Below are 18,959 nucleotides of genomic sequence, written 5' to 3'. Positions count from 1 at the left end.
ATCCCGGCAGAGCCGGAGGCGAGCCATGAACCACCGGACCTCAGGACGGGCGGCCAACCCGCTGCGACGAAGGGCCGACCGCACGCGCTTCCGCCTGCACGCCGCCTTCGTCCTTGCCTGCCTGATCGCCGTGTTCTGCGGTGCGGCCGCCGGGTGGACCGCCTGGACCGACAGCAGCCGCGCCGCCGAGGCGGTCGCGCGCCACCGGCACGCCGTGACAGCCACCACGGTCGGCGGGACCAGCTACCGGGCCGAAGACGGACCGAGTGGGAGGACCCTCACCGTTGCCCCCGCCACCTGGAACTATCCGCCTGACCGCACCCACCGGCACACCGTGTCCGTCCCTGCGGAAACCCGGACGGGCGACACGGTCCGCGTGTGGGTCGACGACCGGGGCAACCCCGCGGCCGCCCCGCCCGGGACTCCCGAGGTCGTGTTCGAGGCGTTCGGTCTCGGCACGCTGGCGCTGACCGGGATCCTGCTCGTGTCAGGTGCCCTCGTCCGTGTCGGCCTCCGGATCGTCGACGTACGGGCCTCCCGGGCCTGGGAATCCGAGTGGGAGAGCGTCGAGCCCGTCTGGTCCGGCCGCCTGCGCCCGGGTCAGGGAGCGGACGATGGCTGACCCTGCTGCCGGGCCGGACCTCGCCCCGGACGTCACGCCGGATCCCCTTGAGCCCCTTCCCCTGCTCCGCCGCGAGCTGCACACGGGCCCGCTGGGCCTGTCGAGCCGGGAGGCAGCCCGCCGGCTGGCGGTCTACGGGCCGAACGAGGTGCGCCGTGCCGCGCAGCGGAGCGTCCTCCGGGAACTCCTGCGACAGCTGGTCCACCCCCTGGCCCTGCTGCTGTGGGCGGCGGCCGCACTCGCCTTCGTCGCCGCCATCGGCGTGCTCGGCTGGGCGATCGTCGCGGTCGTCCTCGTCAACGCCGGATTCGCCCTCGTCCAGGAACGGCAGGCCGAGAAGGCCGTCGAGACCCTGGCCCGGTACCTTCCCGCACGGGCCCAGGTGATCCGCGACGGCCGGCCGCAGCACGTCCCCGCCCGCGATCTGGTACCCGGGGACCTCGTCGTCCTGGAGGAAGGCGACCGGATCCCTGCGGACGCCCGTCTGACCGAAGGGGGCATCGAAGCCGACCTGTCCATGCTGACCGGCGAGTCCACCCCCGTCGAGCGCCTGGCCGGCCCCGGTCTGCAGGCGATACCGGTGCTTCAGGAGCCCAACCTCGTCTTCAGCGGCACCAGCGCCACCGAGGGACAGGCCCGGGCGATCGTCTTCGCCACCGGCGACCACACGGAGCTCGGCCGGATCGCCGCGCTCAGCCAGCGCACCCGCCGCGAGCCGAGCCCGCTGGAGAAGCAGGTCAAGAAGGTCGCCTGGCTCATCGCGGCGGTCGCCGTGGCCATGGGAGCGGTGTTCCTTGTGACCGGTGTGGCGGTGGGCCTGCCGGTGACCGACTCGCTGATGTTCGCGATCGGGCTGCTCGTCGCCAACGTCCCCGAAGGGCTGCTGCCCACGATCACCCTCGCCCTTGCCGTCGGCGTCCGGGTCCTGGCCCGCCAGGGTGCGGTGATCAAGAGGCTGAGCGCGGTGGAGACCCTCGGCTCCACCAACGTCATCTGCACGGACAAGACCGGCACGCTCACCCGGAACGACATGCGGCTGCACGGCCTGTGGACGCCCGAGCACCTGACGGAGAGCGGCCCCCGCAGCGCCGAACTCATCCGGGCAGCCGCCCTGTGCACCACCGTCACCCGGGAGTCGGACGGCCAACTGCACGGAGACCCGACCGAGCTCGCCCTCGTGGAAGGGGCCGCCGGGCACGCGGTGCCCGTCGAACCGGCCGAGCGGGACGCGGGCCGCCGCGCCTGCTTCCGCTTCGACCCGCGCCTGCGCCTGATGTCGGTGGTCCAGGACTCCGGCACCGGCCGCCTCCGTGTCATCGTCAAGGGCGCCCCCGAGGCCGTGCTGTCGCTGCTGGCAGGCGGAGAGCCGGCCGGGAAGGCCAAGGAGGCCGCCGACGCCCTGGCCGCGGACGGCATGCGGGTGCTCGCCGTGGCCGTACGGGACCTGCCGGCCGGTGCCCCCGTACCGGCGCGGCGGCAGCAGGCCGAGCAGGGGCTGCACCTGCTCGGGCTGGTCGGACTCTACGATCCCCCGCGGCCGGAGGTCGCGGCCGCGGTCCGGCGCTGCCACGAGGCGGGCCTCACCGTGCACATCGTCACCGGCGACAACGGTGCCACGGCCGCCGCGATCGCCCGCTCGGTCGGCATCGGCGTGCCGAAGCTGCAGGTGGTCGCCCAGTCCGAGGCGGTCGACGACCGCCGGCTCGACCACCTCCTGCAACAGGGCGACACCGAGATCGTGTTCGCGCGTTCGTCGCCCGAGACCAAGCTGAAGGTGGCCGACGCCCTGCGCAGCCACGGGCAGATCGTCGCCATGACCGGCGACGGGGTGAACGACGCGCCTGCCCTGCACCGCGCCCACATCGGCGTGGCCATGGGACGGTCGGGCACCGACGTGGCCCGCGAGGCGTCCACGATGGTCCTGACGGACGACAACTTCGCCACCATCGTCACGGCGATCGAATCCGGCCGCCGGGTCTACGACAACGTCCGCAAGTTCATCGTCTACATCTTCGCCCACCTCACCCCCGAGGTCGTCCCCTTCCTCGTGTTCGCCCTCTCCGGCGGGGCGGTTCCGCTGCCGCTGACCGTGCTCCAGATCCTCGCCATCGACCTCGGCACCGAGACCCTCCCCGCGCTCGCCCTCGGCCGCGAGCGCGCCGAACCCGGCGTCATGAGCCGGCCGCCCCGCCCCAGCAGCCAAGGAGTGATCAACAAGGACATGCTCGTCCGCAGCTGGGGTTGGCTCGGCAGCGTGTCCGCCGTGCTCGTCATGGCCGCGTACTTCTACGTCCTCTGGCGCGCCGGATGGCAGCCCGGTGACCCGACCGGCCCGGGCACCCCGCTCCACGACGCCTACCTGACGGCAACCACCGCCACCTTCGCCGGCATCGTCACCTGCCAGGTCGGCACGGCCATCGCCGCACGCACCGATCACGCCGCCCTGCGCGACATCGGGTTCTTCACCAACCCCCTGCTCCTCGCCGGCATCGCCTTCGAACTCGCCTTCACCGCGGCGCTCGTCTACGCGCCCCCGCTCCAGCACCTCTTCGGCACCGCGGCCCTGCCCGTGGACGTCGTCCTCCTCATCGCGGCCTTCCCGCTGCTGGTCTGGGGAACCGACGAACTCCGCCGCTGGGCCCGCCGCCGGCGCTCCACCGGCTCGCGAGCGGGCGGGCGCCCGGCTGCCGGGTCAGACTGGACCCATGGGTGACGAGCCGGCCATCGAGCTGACCGGTCTGACCAAGAGGTACGGGGCGGTGGTCGGGGTCGACACATTGACCCTGACCGTGCGGCCCGGCGAGGTGTTCGGCTTCCTCGGACCCAACGGAGCGGGGAAGACGACCACGCTGCGGTGCCTTGTCGGGCTGCTCCGGCCCACCGGGGGAACCGTACGGGTGCTGGGGCTGGATCCGATCACCGATCACGGCCGGGTCGCGCCACACCTCGGATACCTCCCCGGCGAACTCCGGTTCTACCCGGAACTCTCCGGGGCACAGACGCTCGACCTCCTCTCCGACCTGCAGGGAGCTCCGTCGCCCCGCCGCGGGAAGCTGTGCGATCGGCTGGGCCTCACCCGGTCGGTGCTCGACCGGCCTGTCGGCGGTTACTCGCGCGGCATGAAACAGAAGCTGGGACTGGTGCAGGCGTTGCAGCACGATCCGCGCCTGGTGGTGCTCGACGAGCCCACCGAGGGGCTCGATCCGCTGGTGCAGGAGACGTTCTACGCACTGCTCCAGGAGATGGCCTCCGCCGGACGGACCGTCCTGCTGTCCAGCCACGTCCTGCCGGAGGTGCAGCGCACGTGCGGGCGGGTGGCGATCGTACGGGACGGCCGGCTGGTGACGGTGGAGAGCGTGGCAGGCCTGCGCGAGGCACGCGCCAGGCGGATCCGGCTGACGTTCGCCGACGGGCAGGTGCCCCGGACCCTGGGCGGCGCGGAGCGCTGGGGCCCGCGCCGGCAGGGGAACCGCGTGGAGCTGCTCGTGCCGCCGAGCGAAGCCGTCTCCGCGCTGCGCGGGTTGCTGGGGCCGGCGGTCCTGGATGTCACGGTGGAGGAAGCGGGCCTCGACGAGGCGTTCCTGGACCTGTACCGCCGCGGAGGCCCGGAGGAGGGACCGTGAGAAGCCGGTGGCCCCTGTTCTGGATCGCCCTGTACCGGCGGCGCAGGATGCTGGCAGCCCTGCTGGTCGGGATGGTCGCCTTCGAGGCACTCATCGTGGTGGTCGCGGGCGCCCTCGCCCCGGCGGACCTCTTCGCCGCCGGCGGGAAGGGGCCGCCCTCGGCCTACCGGGCGTTCAGCGGCTCCAGCGGGGCCGTGTCCATCGCCAGCTACCCCGGGCTGCTGGGCGCCGGCCTGACGCACCCGTTCTGGATCGCCCTGCAGCTGACCGCCATCGGATCGCTCGCGGCGGCCGCCGTGGCGGCGGACGTGGAGTCGGGGACGGTGGAGCTGGTGGTGGTGCGTCCCGTCAGCCGCAGCCGGCTGCTGGCGGAGCGGACCGCCGCGCTGGTGTTCGCGGTGCTGGTCCTCAATGCCGCCGCAACGCTCACGGTCGCGGCGGGGGTGGCGTTGTCACCGGAAATCCACCGGATGGTGCCCCTCAGCGGAGTCCTGGCCGCAGGACTCATGGGCTTCGGCTTCGCGCTGTGCATGACCGGCCCCGCCATGGCCGTGTCGGCGGCGGGGCGCCGGCGCGCGCAGGTCATCGGCGCGACCATCGCGATCGGAGCGGTGGGCTTCGCCGTCAACTTCATCGCCCTGGCCTGGGAGCCGGCCGCACCGCTGCGTTTCCTCAGCCCGTTCCACTACTACGCGCCGGGAGACGCCCTGGCCGAAGGCGGCGTCCTCTGGCCCCAACTGGGGGTGCTGGTGGGCACAGGGCTGCTGGGCATCCTGGCGGCCCACCTGCTGCTCCGGCGCCGGGATCTCGCACCCTGACGCCGCGGCCGGTGCGGCCGGGGCGGGGCCCGTGCCCGGGCCGTCCGTCCTCAGTCGTGCGCCACGACGGCGACGGGTGCGGTGGCGTGGTGCATCACCGCGTGGGTGATGGGGCCGATGTGGGTGCCGAGTGCCAAGCGGCGGATGCGCCGGCCGACGACGACCAGGGCCGCACCGGATGCCGCCTCCAGGATCTGCACGGCCGGCTGGCCGATGACGGCGCGTGAGTCCACCGCGAGACGGGGGTACTTCAACCGCCAAGGACCGAGCATCCCCCTGAGCGTGGCCTCCAGCCCCTCGGCGATCTCCCCCTCGACGCCGGGGTCGAGGGCGGGGGCGTAGGCGAACATCGGCGGCGGTGACCAGCCGTGGATGACGACCAGCGGACAGGACCGCCGCTCGGCTTCCTCGCAGGCGAAGGCGAACAGCCGGTCGCAGTTGCTGCGGAGGTCCACTCCGAGCACCACCGGCCCCTCCGCGCCCGCTCGGCCGGCCGGGGCCTCGCGGCCCTCCGCCGCGCGTACGAGGACGACGGGCGTCTCGGTCCTGGGGATGGTGTCCGAGCCGGTGGAGCCCACGAAGAACCCGGCGATCGGGCCGAGCCGCCGCGATCCGAGCACCAGGAGGTCCGCGTCCGCCGCGGCGGACGCGAGTGCTTCGGCCGCCGCAGCCCCGTCGATCCGGCGGGTGCTGATGGCCAGCGCAGGGTGCTCCCCTGCCAGGCGCTCCCGGGTGTCGGCCAGGAGCTGCTCGCCCCACTGCCGGCGGGATTCGGGGAGCGGTATGGCGAAGGGCGCGTTCTGCGGCCAGTCCTCGACGTGGAGGAGCTCGAGGTCGGCGCCGCGCAGTTCGGCTTCCTTCGCCGCCCAGCCGGCCGAGGCGAGGTCTGCGCCCGACCCGTCCAGACCCACGGTGATGCGGTTCGGCATGGTCTACCTCCTCGTGCGGTCCGCCGGGCCGTCACCACTGCATCGTGTGGCGTGAGTGGCCGGTGTGCGCGGCGTCCGTGTCGTCGGTGCGGGCGGTGACGTGTACTGCCACGGCGACGACCCCGTCGATTCCCTCCACGAGGCTGCGCAGTGCGTGCAGCTGGCTCCGGCGTTCGACATGCCCGTCCAGTGTGACGATCCCGTCCACCACGTGCACGTCGACGTCGTCGGCCGGCACACCGAGGATGTCCGAGAGCACCTCCTCGGTGACGCGCCGGCGTATCTCGGAGTCCGGGCGCAGGAACGTGCGGAGCAGGTCACGACGGGTGACGATGCCGACCAGCCGGTCCTCCACGTCCACGACGGGAAGACGCTCGACACCGCGGCGGGTCATCAGCCGGCCGGCGTCGGCCGCTGTCTCCTCGGCGCGGACGGTGACCGCGGGCGCGGACATGACGTCCCCGGCCACGGGGGCCCGCGCCGGCGTACCGTTCCGCGGAGCGAGAGGGGAGTCCGGGGCCGGGCCGGCCAGCAGGTCGGTCTGCGAGACGACACCCACCACCCGGTCCTCGTCGTCCAGCACCGGGACTCCGGAGATGTCGTGCTGGGCCAGGAGCTTCGCGACGTCCTTGAAGGCGGTGTCCCGCGTCACGGTCACGACCTCGTCGGTCATCAGGTCCGCCACCTTGATGTGCTTCATGAGGCCCTCCTGGTGTGCCGGGTCGTGCGAGGCCGGCGTCTCTCGGCGTCTGCCCTCACCATCCACCGGAGCCCGTCGGCGATCGAGGGCCGAACGGTCCCGTCCCGGGGCCGGAGGGGCCACGGCCGGATACGGCACCGGGACGGGACCGGACGAGGGGACCATTCGGCCCCGGCACCGGTCCCGGGCGGCCCTCTTCCCGCGGCACCGCGGATGTCAGCCTGAGGGGTGTCCCCATCCGCTTCTCGGTTGGGAGTAACCGTGGAAAGCACCATCCGGACCCCGGACACCAGCTCGGTCATCGTCGGCGTGGACGGCTCGGAGCAGGCGCGCGCCGCCGCCCTGTGGGCCGCGGGCGAGGCCGCACGCCGCGCCCGGCCCCTGCACCTCGTCCACGGGGCGGACACCGACGGCAAGGCCCTGTACCTGTCGGCGGAGACCATCGAGAAGACCCGCGCCGCCGGGCGGGAACTCCTGGACGACACGGCGAAGGCCGTGCGCGCCGAGTACCCCGGTCTGCACGTGACGACCGAGTTCAGCCGCACCGACGCCGTCACCAGCCTCCACCGGGCCGGCGGGCTGCACGGCACGATCGTCGTGGGCCACCGCGGCCTCGGGGGCTTCAACGCCCTCATGCTCGGCTCCGTCGGGATGGGCATCGCGGCGGTCGCCGAGAACCCCGTCATCGTGGTCCGCGGCATCGACGAGGCAGAGGAGCGCGGCACCGTCCTCGCGGCCGTCCGCGACGGCCACGACCTCGTGTGCGCCCGGTACGCCGCCCGGGAGGCAGAGCTGCGCAAGGCCTCGCTCCGGCTGCTGCACGTGTGGAACATGCTCCAGTCCGTCGGCAACATGGTGACCATGCTCGACGACATCGACGAGATTGCCGGGCAGCACGCAGGAGCCCTGCATGCCGTCACGGACACGATCCACAAGGAGTTCCCCGACCTGGCCGTCGAGGGCGACGCGGAGAAGAGCGCCTCCGTGGCCGGGGCGCTGGTCGAGGCGTCCCGCCACGCCGACCTGCTCGTCATGGGCGGCCGCAGGGCACCCACCCGGCTCGGCCTCGGCCGCAACCTGGGCAGGGCCACGCACAGCGTCCTGCACCACGCCCACTGCCCCGTACTCCTCATCCCCCGAGCAGGTACCGGCGCCGGGGGCCGGTCATGACCGGCCCCCGGGAAGGCGCCCGTGACATCCTCGTGGGCATCGACCCGGTCCGTGCGTGGCACCTCTGCCTTGCCTGGGCTGCCGACGAAGCCCAGCGGCGCCGCCTCCCGCTGCGCCTGGTGCTCGCCGTGCCGCCCCGGCACGACACCCGCCGCGCCGACGACACCCCAGGGCAGGCAGCCCTGCGACGGGCCGGCACCGAAAGACTGGCGGAGGCCGGGGACTGGGTCCGGGCACGCCATCCGGAGCTGGTCGTGGCCGGTGAGCTGCACGGCGGCTTCCCCGCCCCCGTCATCGCCGGGATGGCCCGGCAGGCCCGCATGGTCGTGCTCGGCTCCCGGCACCTCGGCCGGGTCGCGGAGGTGTTCAGCGCCGGATCGCTCGTGGTCCCGGTGACCGCGCAGGCCCCCTGCCCCGTCGTCGTCGTGGGCGACGCGGAGGACGTCACCCGGCAGCCGCCGTACCTCGTCGTCGGCGTCGACGGCAGCGCCTCGTCCCGGGCTGCGCTCGCGTTCGCCTTCGACGAGGCCGACCTGCGGGGTGCGGACCTGCGGGCCGTCCACGTGTGGCAGCCGCCGCAGGCCACGGGCAACGACGGGGAAGCCGTACCGCCCGCCCAGCGCGCCCTGGTGTCCGAAGCGACCGCCGGACTGTCGGAGAAGTACCCGGATGTGCACGTCACCCACGAGGTGGCGACAGGCCACCCGGTGGAGGAACTGGCCCGTGCAGCCGAGCACGCCCTGGCCGTCGTGGTCGGCCGCCGCGGGCGCGGCGGCTACACGGGCATGCGGCTCGGATCCGTCGTCCACGGCCTCCTGCACCGCGCCCACTGCCCGGTGATCACCGTCCCGACCGGATGAGGCCGCCCCCATGACCAGCCGCGCTGTCGACGCAACGGCCGTCCGTGCCCCGGTCCCGCCGGGGCCGACGCAGGCCGGGGCAGGACTGACGCAGACCGAGGCCGAACGCCGGCTGGTCCGCTACGGCCGCAACGAAGTCTCCCCTCCCCGGCCCACGCCCCTGTACCGGCGCGTGCTGGCGCAGCTGCGCGATCCGCTGATCATGGTGCTGCTCGGTGCCGCCCTGCTGACGATCCTGATCGGGGACTACCCGGACGCCGTCGTCATCGGATTGGTGATCGTCGTCAACACCACCGTGGGGGTCACCCAGGAGGTCCGTGCGGACCGGGCCGTCGCCGCGCTCTCCGCCCTGTCCGCCCCGCACGCCCGGGTGCTGCGCGACGGAGCGGCCCACGAGGTTCCGGCGGCGCTCGTGGTCCCGGGCGACACCCTCCTGCTGGGCGAGGGCGATATCGTCGCCGCCGACGCGGACCTCACCGAGGCCTCCGCGCTCCTGATGGACGAATCGATGCTCACCGGCGAATCCGAGCCCGTCGACAAGGCACCGGACGGCACGGTGAGCGCCGGAACGGTCGTCGTACGCGGCCGGGGCACCGCCACCGCCACGGCCACCGGTGCGGCGAGCGCCCTCGGCCGCATCGCCTCTCTGCTCGACGGCGGCCACGAGCCGACTCCCCTCCAGAAGCGCCTCGCCTCCCTCGGTCGCGTCCTGGCCGCCGCCACCATCGCCCTCTGCGTGCTCTTCTTCGCCCTGGGCCTGCTGCGCGGCCTCGCGCCGGGCACGATGGCCGTCACCGCCATCAGCCTCGCCGTCGCCGCGGTCCCCGAGTCGCTTCCGGCGGTGGTCACCCTCGCCCTCGCCCTCGGAGCCCGCCGGATGGCAGCCCGGGGGGCGCTCGTCCGACGCCTGCCCGCCGTCGAGACCCTGGGCTCGGTGAGCGTGCTGGCCACGGACAAGACCGGCACCCTCACCGAAGGCCGCATGGTCGTCCAGCACCTGTGGACGCCCGCCGGCGCCGCCGACGTCTCCGGCACCGGGTACGAGCCCCACGGCGAGCTGACCCGCGCGGGGCGCTCCCTGACACCCCGGGAGCTCCGCCCGCTGCGGGAACTGCTCACCACAGCGGCCCTGTGCAACGACGCGTCCCTCAAGCCGCCCGCGGCCGGACCGCCGGACACCTGGACGGCCGTGGGCGACCCCATGGAGGCCGCACTGCTGGCAGCCGCCGCCAAGGCCGACTGCCCCGGCCCGGCCGAACTGCACCGGGCCTGCCCCCGGATCGCCGAGGCACCCTTCGACAGCCTGCGCAAGCGCATGACCACCCTGCACCACCTGCCTGACGGGAACGTACTGGTCTGCCTCAAGGGGGCACCGGAGGCGGTGCTGACCCCGACCGTCCTCGCCGAGCCGCCCGAAGCGCTGGAACGGGCCCGCCGACAGGCTGCCGCACTGGCCGCACGGGGGTTCCGCGTCCTGGCCGTGGCAGGCGCCGAGCGGCTGTGGCAGCCCCTGCCCGCCGCCGACGCAGAGCACGGACTGCGCCTGCTCGGCCTGATCGCGATCAGCGACCCGCCGAAGGCCGCGGCCGCCACCACGCTGGCGGCCTGCCGGGCGGCCGGCATCACCCCTGTGCTGATCACCGGTGACCACCCGGCGACGGCCCACGCCATCGCGGTCCGCACCGGACTCGTCGGGGACGGCCCCGCGGAGCAGGTCCTCACGGGCCCCGAGCTGGCTGCCTCCCGGGACGCCGACCTGACCGCCGTCCGGGTCTTCGCCCGCACCGACCCCCAGCAGAAGCTGGACATCGTCCGCGCCTGGCGGGCCGGCGGAGCCGTCACCGCCATGACCGGGGACGGCGTCAACGACGGCCCCGCCCTGCGGCAGGCGGACATCGGCGTGGCCATGGGGGCACGGGGCACGGAAGTGGCCCGGCAGGCGGCCGACCTCGTCCTCACGGACGACGAGCTCTCCACCGTGGTGGCGGCTGTCGAGGAGGGCCGCCGGGTGTACGACAACATCCGCCGCTTCCTCGTGTACGCCATGGCCGGCGGGGCAGCCGAGATCCTCGTGATGCTGATCGGCCCGCTGCTCGGGCTGCCCCTGCCGCTCCGCGCGGGGCAGATCCTCTGGATCAACCTCCTGACCCACGGCCTCACGGGCGTGGCCATGGGGGCGGAGCCCGTCTCGCCGCAGGCCATGCACCGCCCGCCCCGCCCTGCCGGACAGCACATCCTCGCCGCGGGAGTGTGGCAGCGCCTCCTCGTCCTGGCCTCCGCCGTGACGGCGGTCAGCCTCCTCGCGGGCACCGCCGCCCACGCCATGGACCTGCCCTGGCAGAGCGTGCTCTTCCTGGCCCTGCTCGGATCCCAGCTGGGCGTGGCCCTCGGCCTCAGGGCCCGCCTCCTGACCAGGGCGAACCTCTTCCTCCCCGCCTCCGTCGCCGGGTCCGCCGCACTGGCGATGGCCGCCCTGCACGTCCCCGTACTGCAGTCGCTGCTGGAGACCGAACCGGTCGGCTGGACCGGAGTCTGGCTCGCGTCCGCTGCGGCTCTCGCGGCGTTCCTCGCCGCCCGGCTGCTGCGCGGCGCATTCCGCAGAAAGGCATGACCATGAACACTCACGAGCCAGAACACGGACCCGGCATCCACGCCGAGGTCGGCGACCAGATCGTCGTGGGCGGCCCCACCGTCGGCACGCCCGGCCGGGACGGGGAGGTCATCGCCCTCCACCATGCCGACGGAACCCCTCCGTACGACGTCCGCTGGTCCGACACCGGCCGTACGTCCGTGTTCTTCCCGGGCCCGGACGCCCACGTCCGCCACCTGCACGAAGCGACGGCACACCCCGCCCCAGGCAGCAGCCCCGAGAAGCAGTAGCCGCGGGGCGGGACCTCGGACTCGCCTCGCGCGTGCCGTGCGGGGAGGGTCGCACGGGCCGCTCGGTGGGGCCGATCGGCCCATGCGTATCGGCCGGGGCCGGGATCAGTCTGGTGGTACCAGCGACCACAGCACGAGGTGGCCGGCGAGCCGCCGGAGGAGCGATGGCGTCATGAGTACGATCAACTACACCGCGCCCGGTCTGCCTCCCGGCTCCCGGGGACGAGCCGTGGCCGGGCGGACAGCCCTGGGCCGCAGGGTGGCGGCCCTCCGGGCCGCGGCCCATCTCACGCGCGAGGAGCTGGGCGAGCGCTGCGGCGTCGATGCGCACTACCTCGCCTGCGTGGAGGACCACGTCGTGGTCCCGGCGATCGGGACCCTCGTCCGTCTCGCCCAGGCGCTCGGCACCACGGTCGACAGCCTCGTCGCCGGCGGATCCGACGGGGAGGCGGGCCCCCGGAACAGGCCGATCGACGGGCGACTGGTCCCGCTCGACGAGGGCGAGTGCCGGCGGCTCCTGGGTGTGCGGGGCATCGGGCGGGTGGCCGTCTTCGCCTCCGACGGCCCTGCCGTCCACCCGGTGAACTACCTCGTCGCCGGTGACGGCATCGCGTTCCGCACCGGTGCCGACACCGTACTGGCCCGCGCGGCGGGAACCGAGGCCGCCTTCGAGGCCGAGCAGATCGACGAGGTCGCAGCCAGGGGGTGGAGCGTGCTGGCCGTCGGAGAGCTCACGAGGGCCGTCGCCGCATCGCGAGACCTCGAGCGCAGCGCTGCGGCGGCCAACTTCGTGCCCTGGGCGGACGGAGCGCGCAGCCTCTGGATGAAGATCACTCCGGTCCGGATCACCGGCCGCCGCGTGGTGAGCCCCTGACCTCCCGGGCGGCGGCCGCTCGGACGCGGGCTGCCGGTGCCGGCCGCACCGGCATCACGGCCGACGGGGCGCGGGACGGTGCTGTCCGCCGGTGCCGCCGTCCGTCCCCGTGCCGTCGAGTTCCGCGAGCAGTCGTCCGCGTACTTCTTCCGTCAGCCGGGACAGCCGCTCCGAAACCGCAGGCACCGGCGCCTGCGGGTCGCGGATGCGCCTGGCCCCGGCCGGCACCGCGCCGAGATCGGCGTCGAGGCGGGAGCGCGCGGCGGTGAGCGAGTCGGGCGGTCCGGTTCTCCGGCCGTCCCTCATGACCGTGCGCAACATTGGGTCCCCGCCCGGGGGAGGGTCCTCGTCGCGGAGGGCGATCACGTCGGCCGCGCCGGGCCGCCGGTACACCTGTTTGGGCGCCGGGGCGGTGGCCTTCGCCGAGGACAGCTTCATCACCGGCCGGCCGTCGTATGCCACCAGCTTGTACGCGGCGTCCAGATAGGGCGCGTCCGCGGCGGTGCCCACGCGGGTGCCGACGGCGAAGACGTCGATCGGCGCCCCGGACCGGATGAGGTCGTCGATCGCGTACTCGTCCAGCCCTCCGCTGGCGATGATCCGCACGTCCGGCAGGCCCGCGGCGTCCAGCTGCGCGCGGGACCGGTGCGCGAGCTCCCCGAGGTCACCGCTGTCGAGGCGGATCGCGCAGCCCGGACCGCGCCCCAGACCGGCCAGTACCTCGGCCGCCGTCGCCACGCCCCGGCCGGTGTCGTAGGTGTCGACGAGCAGGGTGACCGGGCCGGGATGGGTGCGCGCGAAGGCCCGGAACGCATCCTCTTCCGAGTCGAACGCCTCGATGTACGAGTGCGCCATGGTGCCGGAGGCGGCCAGGCCCAGCCGTACCGCGGCATCGACATTGCTGGTTCCTGCGAAGCCCGCCATCCCTCCGAGCCGGGCGGCCTGGAAGCCGGCCTGCGGCCCGTGGGTCCGGCGCAGCGAGAAGTCGACCACCGGTCGTCCGCGGGCGGCCATGACGCAGCGCGCCGCCTTGGATGCGACGGCCGTCTGGTGGCAGACCAGGCTGAGCAGGTACGTCTCGGCGAGCTGGGCCTGGGGGAGGGGAGCGGTCACCTCCAAAAGCGGCTCGCCGGCGAAGACGAGCCGCCCCTCCGGGACGGCACGCACCTCGCCCTCGAACCGCAGGCCGACCAGCGGAGCCAGGTCCGCCGGCGGGCGGTGCAGCGCCTCGGCGAACACGCGGGCGTCGTCCGGCGTCACCTCGAATTCGTGCAGGTAGTCGAGGGCGGGCTCCAGACCGGCGGCGACGAGGAACCCCCGCCCCGGCGGCAGTTCCCGTACGAAGAGACTGAAGGTGGCGTCCTCGGCCATACCCTCGTTCAGGTACGACATCGCCATCGTGATCTCGTACAGGTCTGTGGTGGTCACCTGGGACATGCCTCCAGCGTGCTCCCTTCCGTCGCGGTCCGCCCTGGCCGGCAGGCGCGGGCCCCTGCGCACCGGCCCCTCCTGCGGCTCCCGGGCCGGGGCCGAACGGCCCCCTCCCTGCCCCGAGAGACCCATGCGGGCCGGGCGGCTGCGGGACGACAGTGGAGACAGACCCGAACGAACGCGCCGGCCCGCGGCGCCGGAGACCTAGGAGCACCCCATGTCAGGCAGGCAGACCGCCAAGAGGGTCCTGGTCGCCTACGGGACCAGGCACGGTGCGACCGCCGGGATCGCGGCGGAGATCGGCAGGACCCTCCGCGAGGACGGCCTGGACGCCGTGGTCCTCCCCGCGGACGACGTGGACGACGTCCGCGGCTTCGACGCCGTCGTGCTGGGAGGAGCGCTGTACGCGGGCCGCTGGAGCGCCAAGGCCCGGCACTGCGCGGAACGCAACGAGCACTACCTCAGGCACCGCCCGGTCTTCCTGTTCAGCAGCGGCCCGGTCGACAGCTCCGCGGAGCAGCACGAGATCCGGCCGGTACCGGCGGTGGCCAAGCAGATGGAACGGCTCGGCGCACGCGAGCACGTCACCTTCGGAGGAAGCATCACCGCGAGCACCCCCGGCCTCATGGCCAAGGCGCTGGTCCGTCACGGCAAGGGGGGCGACTTCCGCAACCCCGAGCGGATCCAGACCTGGGCCCACCACATCAGCGCCGAACTCGACGCGGCCGCCTGAACGGCCTGCACGCCGCCCGCCGGGCGCGAGGGCTGTCCGGGGGCGCAAGAGGGGACCGTTCGGCCCTGGAGGACAGCAGCTGCCTGTGGTGGGATGAAGGTGACGGAAGGAGCCCTGTGAGGATGCGGAGAAGCGGCTGACGGCCGTGCACCGCACGATCAGGATCCGCGAGAAGCGGGCGGGCTCTTTCCGTCCACCGGTGCGCGCGGGCCGATCTCGTCCCGGGGCCCGGGAGGCTCTTCGAGGACGCTCCAGGCGACCGGGCCGAGAAGGTCCGCCACCCTCCGGAAGACGTCCATCAGCAGGTCGTCCACGGTCAGCATCCCCACGACGCGCTGCCCGTCGAGGACGGGAAGGCGCCGGACGCCTCTGCTGCGGAACGTCCGGTACGCGACGTGGATGTCGTCGGCGGCGTCGAGGGTCACCACCGGAGTGGTCATCACGTCCGCGACGGGATCGTCGCGGTCGAGCCCTGCGGCCACCGCCCGCACCGCGATGTCGCGGTCGGTGACGAGGCCGCGCAGGACTCCGCCCTCGGTCACGGCCAGGCAGCCGACGCCGTGGACGTCCATGTGGCGGGCCGCTTCACCGATGGTCGTCGCGGCGGTGACGGACACCGCCGGCGCCGACATGGACGCGGACACCTTCATCGTCCCGCTCCTCTCCACTGGTCCACTGGCTCCGATGTGTTCACGCCGCGCGCCCCGGGCGGCTCAGCGGCCCGCGCCGGTGTCATCCGTATCCCACGCGAGGTGCTCCGTGACCCGGACGACGCCGTCGACGGTGCGGCACAGCCGCTCGACGACGGGGACCAGACTCCGGAAGCGCACCACGCCGTGCAGGGTCACCTGGCCGTCCAGCACCTCGACGGACACGGATGCCGGGTCCAGGTGCAGAGTCCGGTCGAGGACGTCCGCGGTGATCTCGTGGCGAATGGCGTCGTCGTCGCGGAGGAAGATCCGCAGCAGGTCGCCGCGCGTGACGATGCCCACCAGGACGTCGGCGTCGTCGACGACCACCAGCCGCTTGACGTGCTGGCTCTCCATGAGCCGGGCAGCCTCCGCCGCTGTCCACTCCGGACGTGCGCAGACCGCAGGCGCGGACATCAGCTCCTCCGCACGCGTGGCGGCAGCCTTGTCGCTCTCCCAGGGCTCGGGGCGTGGCACCGACCGGAACCAGTCCCCCTGGTCGGCGGATTTCGGCAGCAGATCGCCCTCGGAGATCACGCCGAGGGGATGGCCGGCCTGGTCGACGACCGCCACCGCGGACACCCCGTGCGCGCCGAGGGTCCGCACGATCTCCTTGAACGTGGTGTCGGGAGAGACCGTGACGACCTCGCGCGTCATCAGCTCGCCCACTTCCCTGTGCCTCACCGTCTTCTCCTTCCGTGCAGCCCGGAACGGGCCTCCTTGTCAGGCCGGCACCGGCAGGCGGCGCCGGGGAGGCAGGCGGCTCTCCGCGTGGCGATCAGGCCCTCGGCGAGCTTTCGCCCTGGTGCCCCTGGTGCCCCTGGTCGTGGACCTGCGCTGCGATCACCGCCGCCTGCACGCGCCGTTCGACGCCCAGCTTGCCCAGCAGCCGGGAGATGTGGTTCTTGACGGTCTTCTCGGACAGGTACAGCTGCTTGGCGATCTGGCGGTTGGTGAGCCCCTCGCCGATCAGCTCCAGGACCGCCCGTTCCCGCTCGGACAGCATGCCGAGCCGGGCGTCCTCGGGCTCCTTGGCGGCCTCCGGGTCGCGCAGGGAGTGCATCAGCCGGGCGGTGGTGGCCGGGTCGAGCATGGACTGCCCGGTGGCCACCATCCGTACCGCCGAGACGAGGTCCGACCCCTTGATCTGCTTGAGTACGTACCCTGCGGCGCCCGCCATGATGGCGTCCAGCAGCGCTTCCTCGTCGTCGAACGACGTCAGCATCAGGCAGGCCAGGTCCGGCATCTTCGAGCGGAGGTCCCGGCAGACGGTGATGCCGTCGCCGTCGGGCAGCCGTACGTCGAGCACGGCGACGTCCGGGCGCAGCGCAGGCCCGCGGGCCAGCGCCTGCTCGGCGGTGCCCGCCTCGCCCACGACGGCAATGTCCGGCTCGGCGTCGAGGAGGTCGTGCAGGCCCCGGCGGACCACCTCGTGGTCGTCGAGGAGGAACACCTTGATGGGCGCCTCGACGGAGGCACCCGCTACGTCGGACATGTCCGCCACCCGATCCGCATCGCGCCAGTCAGGTTTCCACCCGAATTGTCTCAGCAGGACGGTGATGCGCATCTCGGGTCGGGGGACGCCGAGCCGGCCTACGCGGGGGTCGACACCGCCCCGTCGAGTTCCATGCGCACGTCGACGACCCCCTCGACCGCCCGGATGGCCCGTGCCAGGAGGGGGACCAGAGCGCGGTCGCGCAGCGGGCCTCGGAGGGTGACCACACCGTCCTGGACGGAGAAGTCCAGGGGAACGTCCGGGGCGAGTTCGGTGAGCACGGCCTGGCGGATCTCCTCCTCCAGCTCCCCGTCCGGACGCAGGAAGACCTTCAGCAGGTCGCTGCGGCTGACGATGCCCTCGAGCATGCCGACGTCGTTCACCACAGGCAGGCGCTTGACGTGCCTGCGGGCCATGATGCGTGCCGCCTCGGCGATGGCGGCGCTCGGGTGGACGGTGACCGCCGGGCTCGACATCAGGTCCTCGGCGAGCACGCCACTGGCCTTGGAGGCCTCCTCCAACTGGTCCGGGAGGCGGGGCTCCTGCCGACGGAACTCCTCCTTGGGCAGCAGGTCGGCCTCGGAGACGACACCGACGACGCGGCCTTCTCCCTCCAGGACGGGGAGAGCGCTCACCTTCCATTCCTGCATCAGTTCGACTATCTCCTTGTATGACGCCTCGCGGCCGATGGCGATCGCGGTGTGCGTCATGACGTCACTGACGGTGTAGCGGGATGCGGGCATGACCGGCTCCTTCGCCGTGATGCGGTCGCGGGCCCTGCCGCCGCCCCGGGGCGCGTGCAGGTCGGGTTGGCCCTCCTCCAATCTGAGCACCGGAGCTGTGGACGCGCACGGGTCCTGTGGGCCAGGGCAGGGCCCGATCGGCCCCCTCTCCCGGCGGACGCTGCCGGGCGGCCGATGCCGCCGGCCTCCGGCGCCCTGTGGGGGAGAATCAGCCACGACTGACGGCCCGCACCTGTCCGCGCAGGGATCGTGCCACGCGTACGTCGAACGATTCGGTGCTCGGGGTGAGCATCGCCGCGGCGGCTGTGGCCACCCCCAGCGTGCAGGCACCGACGGGATCGGCGCCGCCGGCCAGCTCCGCGGTGAGGGCAGCGACCATGCTGTCTCCTGCTCCCGCATCGCTCAGGGGTTCGCCGGGCAGCGGCGGCGCGTGGAGTTCGGTGTGGCCGTTCCCGGTCGAGCACACCGCGCCCAGCGCGCCGAGCGTCGTGACGGCGATCTCGGCGGCTCCCGTGGCGAGCAGGTGCCCGTTGAGTGCCCGCGCGTCGTCGAAGCTGTCGACGGGTCGGCCGGTCAGGCTCTCCGCCTCTGTCCGGTTGCACCTGAACAGGAACACGCCCTCCGCGAGCCCCGCCCGCAGTGCCGGTCCGGAGGTGTCCAGGACCAGCCGGGCTCCGGCTTCCCTGACGAGGCGGGCGACGGTTGCGTAGTAGTCGTCGGGCAGGCCGCCGGGCAGGCTGCCGCTGGCCACGACGTACGGGCGCCCGCCGAGGAACCGCTCCAGGGCTTCCAGGCACCGCTCTCCCTCGCCCTCGCGGAGTTGCGGGCCGGGGGGAACGACGTGGCAGCTGCGGCGCGACACGGTCTCGAACAGCACGAGTGCCTCGCGGGTGTCCTCGGCGATGCCGACGGCGACGTGGTGCATGCCCTCCTCGTCCAGCAGCCGCGTGAGGCGCAGCCCGACCTCGCCCCCGGCGGTGTGGACGGCGGTGGCACGGGCTCCGAACCGCGCGATGTGACGGGCGACGTTGATCCCCCCGCCCCCGGCGGCCACCGACCTGACCCGCGCGCGGTTCTTGCCGGTGTACTCCAGACGGTCGACCTCCCAGCACAGGTCGACCGTCGGATTCAGCGTCAGGGTGACCACGTCCGGACCTGCGGCCGAGGCGTCCGGCCCCGCACCCGTGCTCATCACGGAGTCCCGGCCGTCGCGCCGGCCGCCTGCGGCCGCGGCGCCTGCTGCTCGGCGGACCCGCAGATCCTGGGCTGTGACGGAAGCGCCATCGCGCTCACCTCCGTGGACAGGGACGTCTCCGACCCGTCTGACCGGGCTCCCCCTTCGACGGTCTCACGCCAGGAGGGACTCCGGGCTCCGGCCGAATCGGCGCCGGC

18 protein-coding genes are annotated in these 18,959 nt (G+C 73.6%); 10 read left to right on the top strand and 8 right to left on the bottom strand.

Annotated features, from left to right (window positions below):
- Positions 1–25: 25 nt before the first annotated feature.
- From MUK52_RS02700 to MUK52_RS02685, 4 genes are read left to right on the top strand one after another with little or no spacing between them, the layout of a single operon-like run.
- Positions 26–622, top strand: a complete 597-nt coding sequence (locus MUK52_RS02700; RefSeq protein WP_114055424.1) for an Rv1733c family protein — start codon at positions 26–28, stop codon at positions 620–622.
- Complete coding sequence (locus MUK52_RS02695) at positions 615–3,335, top strand: cation-translocating P-type ATPase (protein WP_284574419.1); 2,721 nt, start codon at positions 615–617, stop codon at positions 3,333–3,335. Before MUK52_RS02700 ends, MUK52_RS02695 begins: the two co-directional genes overlap by 8 nt.
- Positions 3,328–4,245 carry an ABC transporter ATP-binding protein gene (locus MUK52_RS02690; RefSeq protein WP_114055426.1) on the top strand — a complete coding sequence of 306 codons (918 nt, stop codon included), beginning with the start codon at positions 3,328–3,330 and terminating at the stop codon, positions 4,243–4,245. The genes MUK52_RS02695 and MUK52_RS02690 overlap by 8 nt, the downstream gene beginning before the upstream one ends.
- On the top strand, positions 4,242–5,063 hold the full coding sequence (locus MUK52_RS02685) for an ABC transporter permease subunit (RefSeq protein WP_284574418.1): 822 nt from the start codon (positions 4,242–4,244) through the stop codon (positions 5,061–5,063). Before MUK52_RS02690 ends, MUK52_RS02685 begins: the two co-directional genes overlap by 4 nt.
- 50 nt (positions 5,064–5,113) lie before the next feature.
- Here MUK52_RS02685 and MUK52_RS02680 read toward each other — a convergent pair whose 3' ends face one another.
- Together MUK52_RS02680 and MUK52_RS02675 are read right to left on the bottom strand one after the other, a co-directional pair.
- A complete protein-coding gene (locus MUK52_RS02680) occupies positions 5,114–5,992 on the bottom strand; it encodes a universal stress protein (RefSeq protein ID WP_284574417.1) in 879 nt (292 codons plus the stop codon).
- Between the two features lie 31 nt (positions 5,993–6,023).
- Entirely contained in the window at positions 6,024–6,692 is a 669-nt protein-coding gene (locus tag MUK52_RS02675; RefSeq protein ID WP_284574415.1) for a CBS domain-containing protein, read from the bottom strand.
- A gap of 261 nt (positions 6,693–6,953) precedes the next feature.
- Between MUK52_RS02675 and MUK52_RS02670 the strand changes: the two genes are divergently transcribed.
- The 5 genes from MUK52_RS02670 (at position 6,954) to MUK52_RS02650 (ending at position 12,476) form a co-directional block, all read left to right on the top strand.
- Positions 6,954–7,862 (top strand): universal stress protein, encoded by a 909-nt coding sequence (locus MUK52_RS02670; protein WP_114055429.1) that lies wholly within the window; start codon positions 6,954–6,956, stop codon positions 7,860–7,862.
- Positions 7,859–8,722, top strand: a complete 864-nt coding sequence (locus MUK52_RS02665) for a universal stress protein (protein ID WP_114055430.1) — start codon at positions 7,859–7,861, stop codon at positions 8,720–8,722. The genes MUK52_RS02670 and MUK52_RS02665 overlap by 4 nt, the downstream gene beginning before the upstream one ends.
- A gap of 10 nt (positions 8,723–8,732) precedes the next feature.
- Positions 8,733–11,333: a cation-translocating P-type ATPase gene (locus tag MUK52_RS02660; RefSeq protein WP_284574410.1), complete on the top strand. Its 2,601-nt coding sequence runs from the start codon at positions 8,733–8,735 to the stop codon at positions 11,331–11,333.
- Between the two features lie 2 nt (positions 11,334–11,335).
- Positions 11,336–11,602, top strand: coding sequence for a DUF1918 domain-containing protein (locus MUK52_RS02655; RefSeq protein ID WP_114055432.1), 267 nt, complete (start codon positions 11,336–11,338; stop codon positions 11,600–11,602).
- A 172-nt stretch (positions 11,603–11,774) separates the two neighbouring features.
- Positions 11,775–12,476: a helix-turn-helix domain-containing protein gene (locus tag MUK52_RS02650; RefSeq protein ID WP_114055433.1), complete on the top strand. Its 702-nt coding sequence runs from the start codon at positions 11,775–11,777 to the stop codon at positions 12,474–12,476.
- Between the two features lie 54 nt (positions 12,477–12,530).
- Here MUK52_RS02650 and MUK52_RS02645 read toward each other — a convergent pair whose 3' ends face one another.
- Positions 12,531–13,913, bottom strand: a complete 1,383-nt coding sequence (locus MUK52_RS02645; RefSeq protein WP_284574407.1) for a nicotinate phosphoribosyltransferase — start codon at positions 13,911–13,913, stop codon at positions 12,531–12,533.
- Positions 13,914–14,124: 211 nt separating this feature from the next.
- On the opposite strand from MUK52_RS02645, the gene MUK52_RS02640 reads away from it, so the two are divergent.
- Positions 14,125–14,640: a flavodoxin domain-containing protein gene (locus MUK52_RS02640; protein ID WP_114055435.1), complete on the top strand. Its 516-nt coding sequence runs from the start codon at positions 14,125–14,127 to the stop codon at positions 14,638–14,640.
- A gap of 158 nt (positions 14,641–14,798) precedes the next feature.
- On the opposite strand, the gene MUK52_RS02635 is transcribed toward MUK52_RS02640, so the two are convergent.
- From MUK52_RS02635 to MUK52_RS02615, 5 genes are all read right to left on the bottom strand, one after another.
- Positions 14,799–15,290 (bottom strand): CBS domain-containing protein, encoded by a 492-nt coding sequence (locus MUK52_RS02635; RefSeq protein ID WP_114055436.1) that lies wholly within the window; start codon positions 15,288–15,290, stop codon positions 14,799–14,801.
- Positions 15,291–15,353: 63 nt separating this feature from the next.
- On the bottom strand, positions 15,354–16,013 hold the full coding sequence (locus MUK52_RS02630; RefSeq protein WP_114055437.1) for a CBS domain-containing protein: 660 nt from the start codon (positions 16,011–16,013) through the stop codon (positions 15,354–15,356).
- A 94-nt stretch (positions 16,014–16,107) separates the two neighbouring features.
- Entirely contained in the window at positions 16,108–16,824 is a 717-nt protein-coding gene (locus MUK52_RS02625; protein WP_114058640.1) for a response regulator, read from the bottom strand.
- 98 nt (positions 16,825–16,922) lie between these two features.
- Positions 16,923–17,567, bottom strand: a complete 645-nt coding sequence (locus MUK52_RS02620) for a CBS domain-containing protein (protein WP_114058641.1) — start codon at positions 17,565–17,567, stop codon at positions 16,923–16,925.
- Between the two features lie 208 nt (positions 17,568–17,775).
- The gene (locus MUK52_RS02615; RefSeq protein WP_284574404.1) at positions 17,776–18,759 is read right to left on the bottom strand and encodes a 1-phosphofructokinase family hexose kinase; all 984 of its coding nucleotides are present in this window, start codon (positions 18,757–18,759) and stop codon (positions 17,776–17,778) included.
- Positions 18,760–18,959 lie beyond the last annotated feature (200 nt).

It is taken from the genome of Streptomyces sp. 2P-4, assembly GCF_030167965.1.
In the GTDB taxonomy this organism is placed as follows: domain Bacteria; phylum Actinomycetota; class Actinomycetes; order Streptomycetales; family Streptomycetaceae; genus Streptomyces; species Streptomyces globosus_A.
Note: the sequence above shows the minus strand (reverse complement) of the source record. Positions and strands in the feature narration are given on the sequence as shown.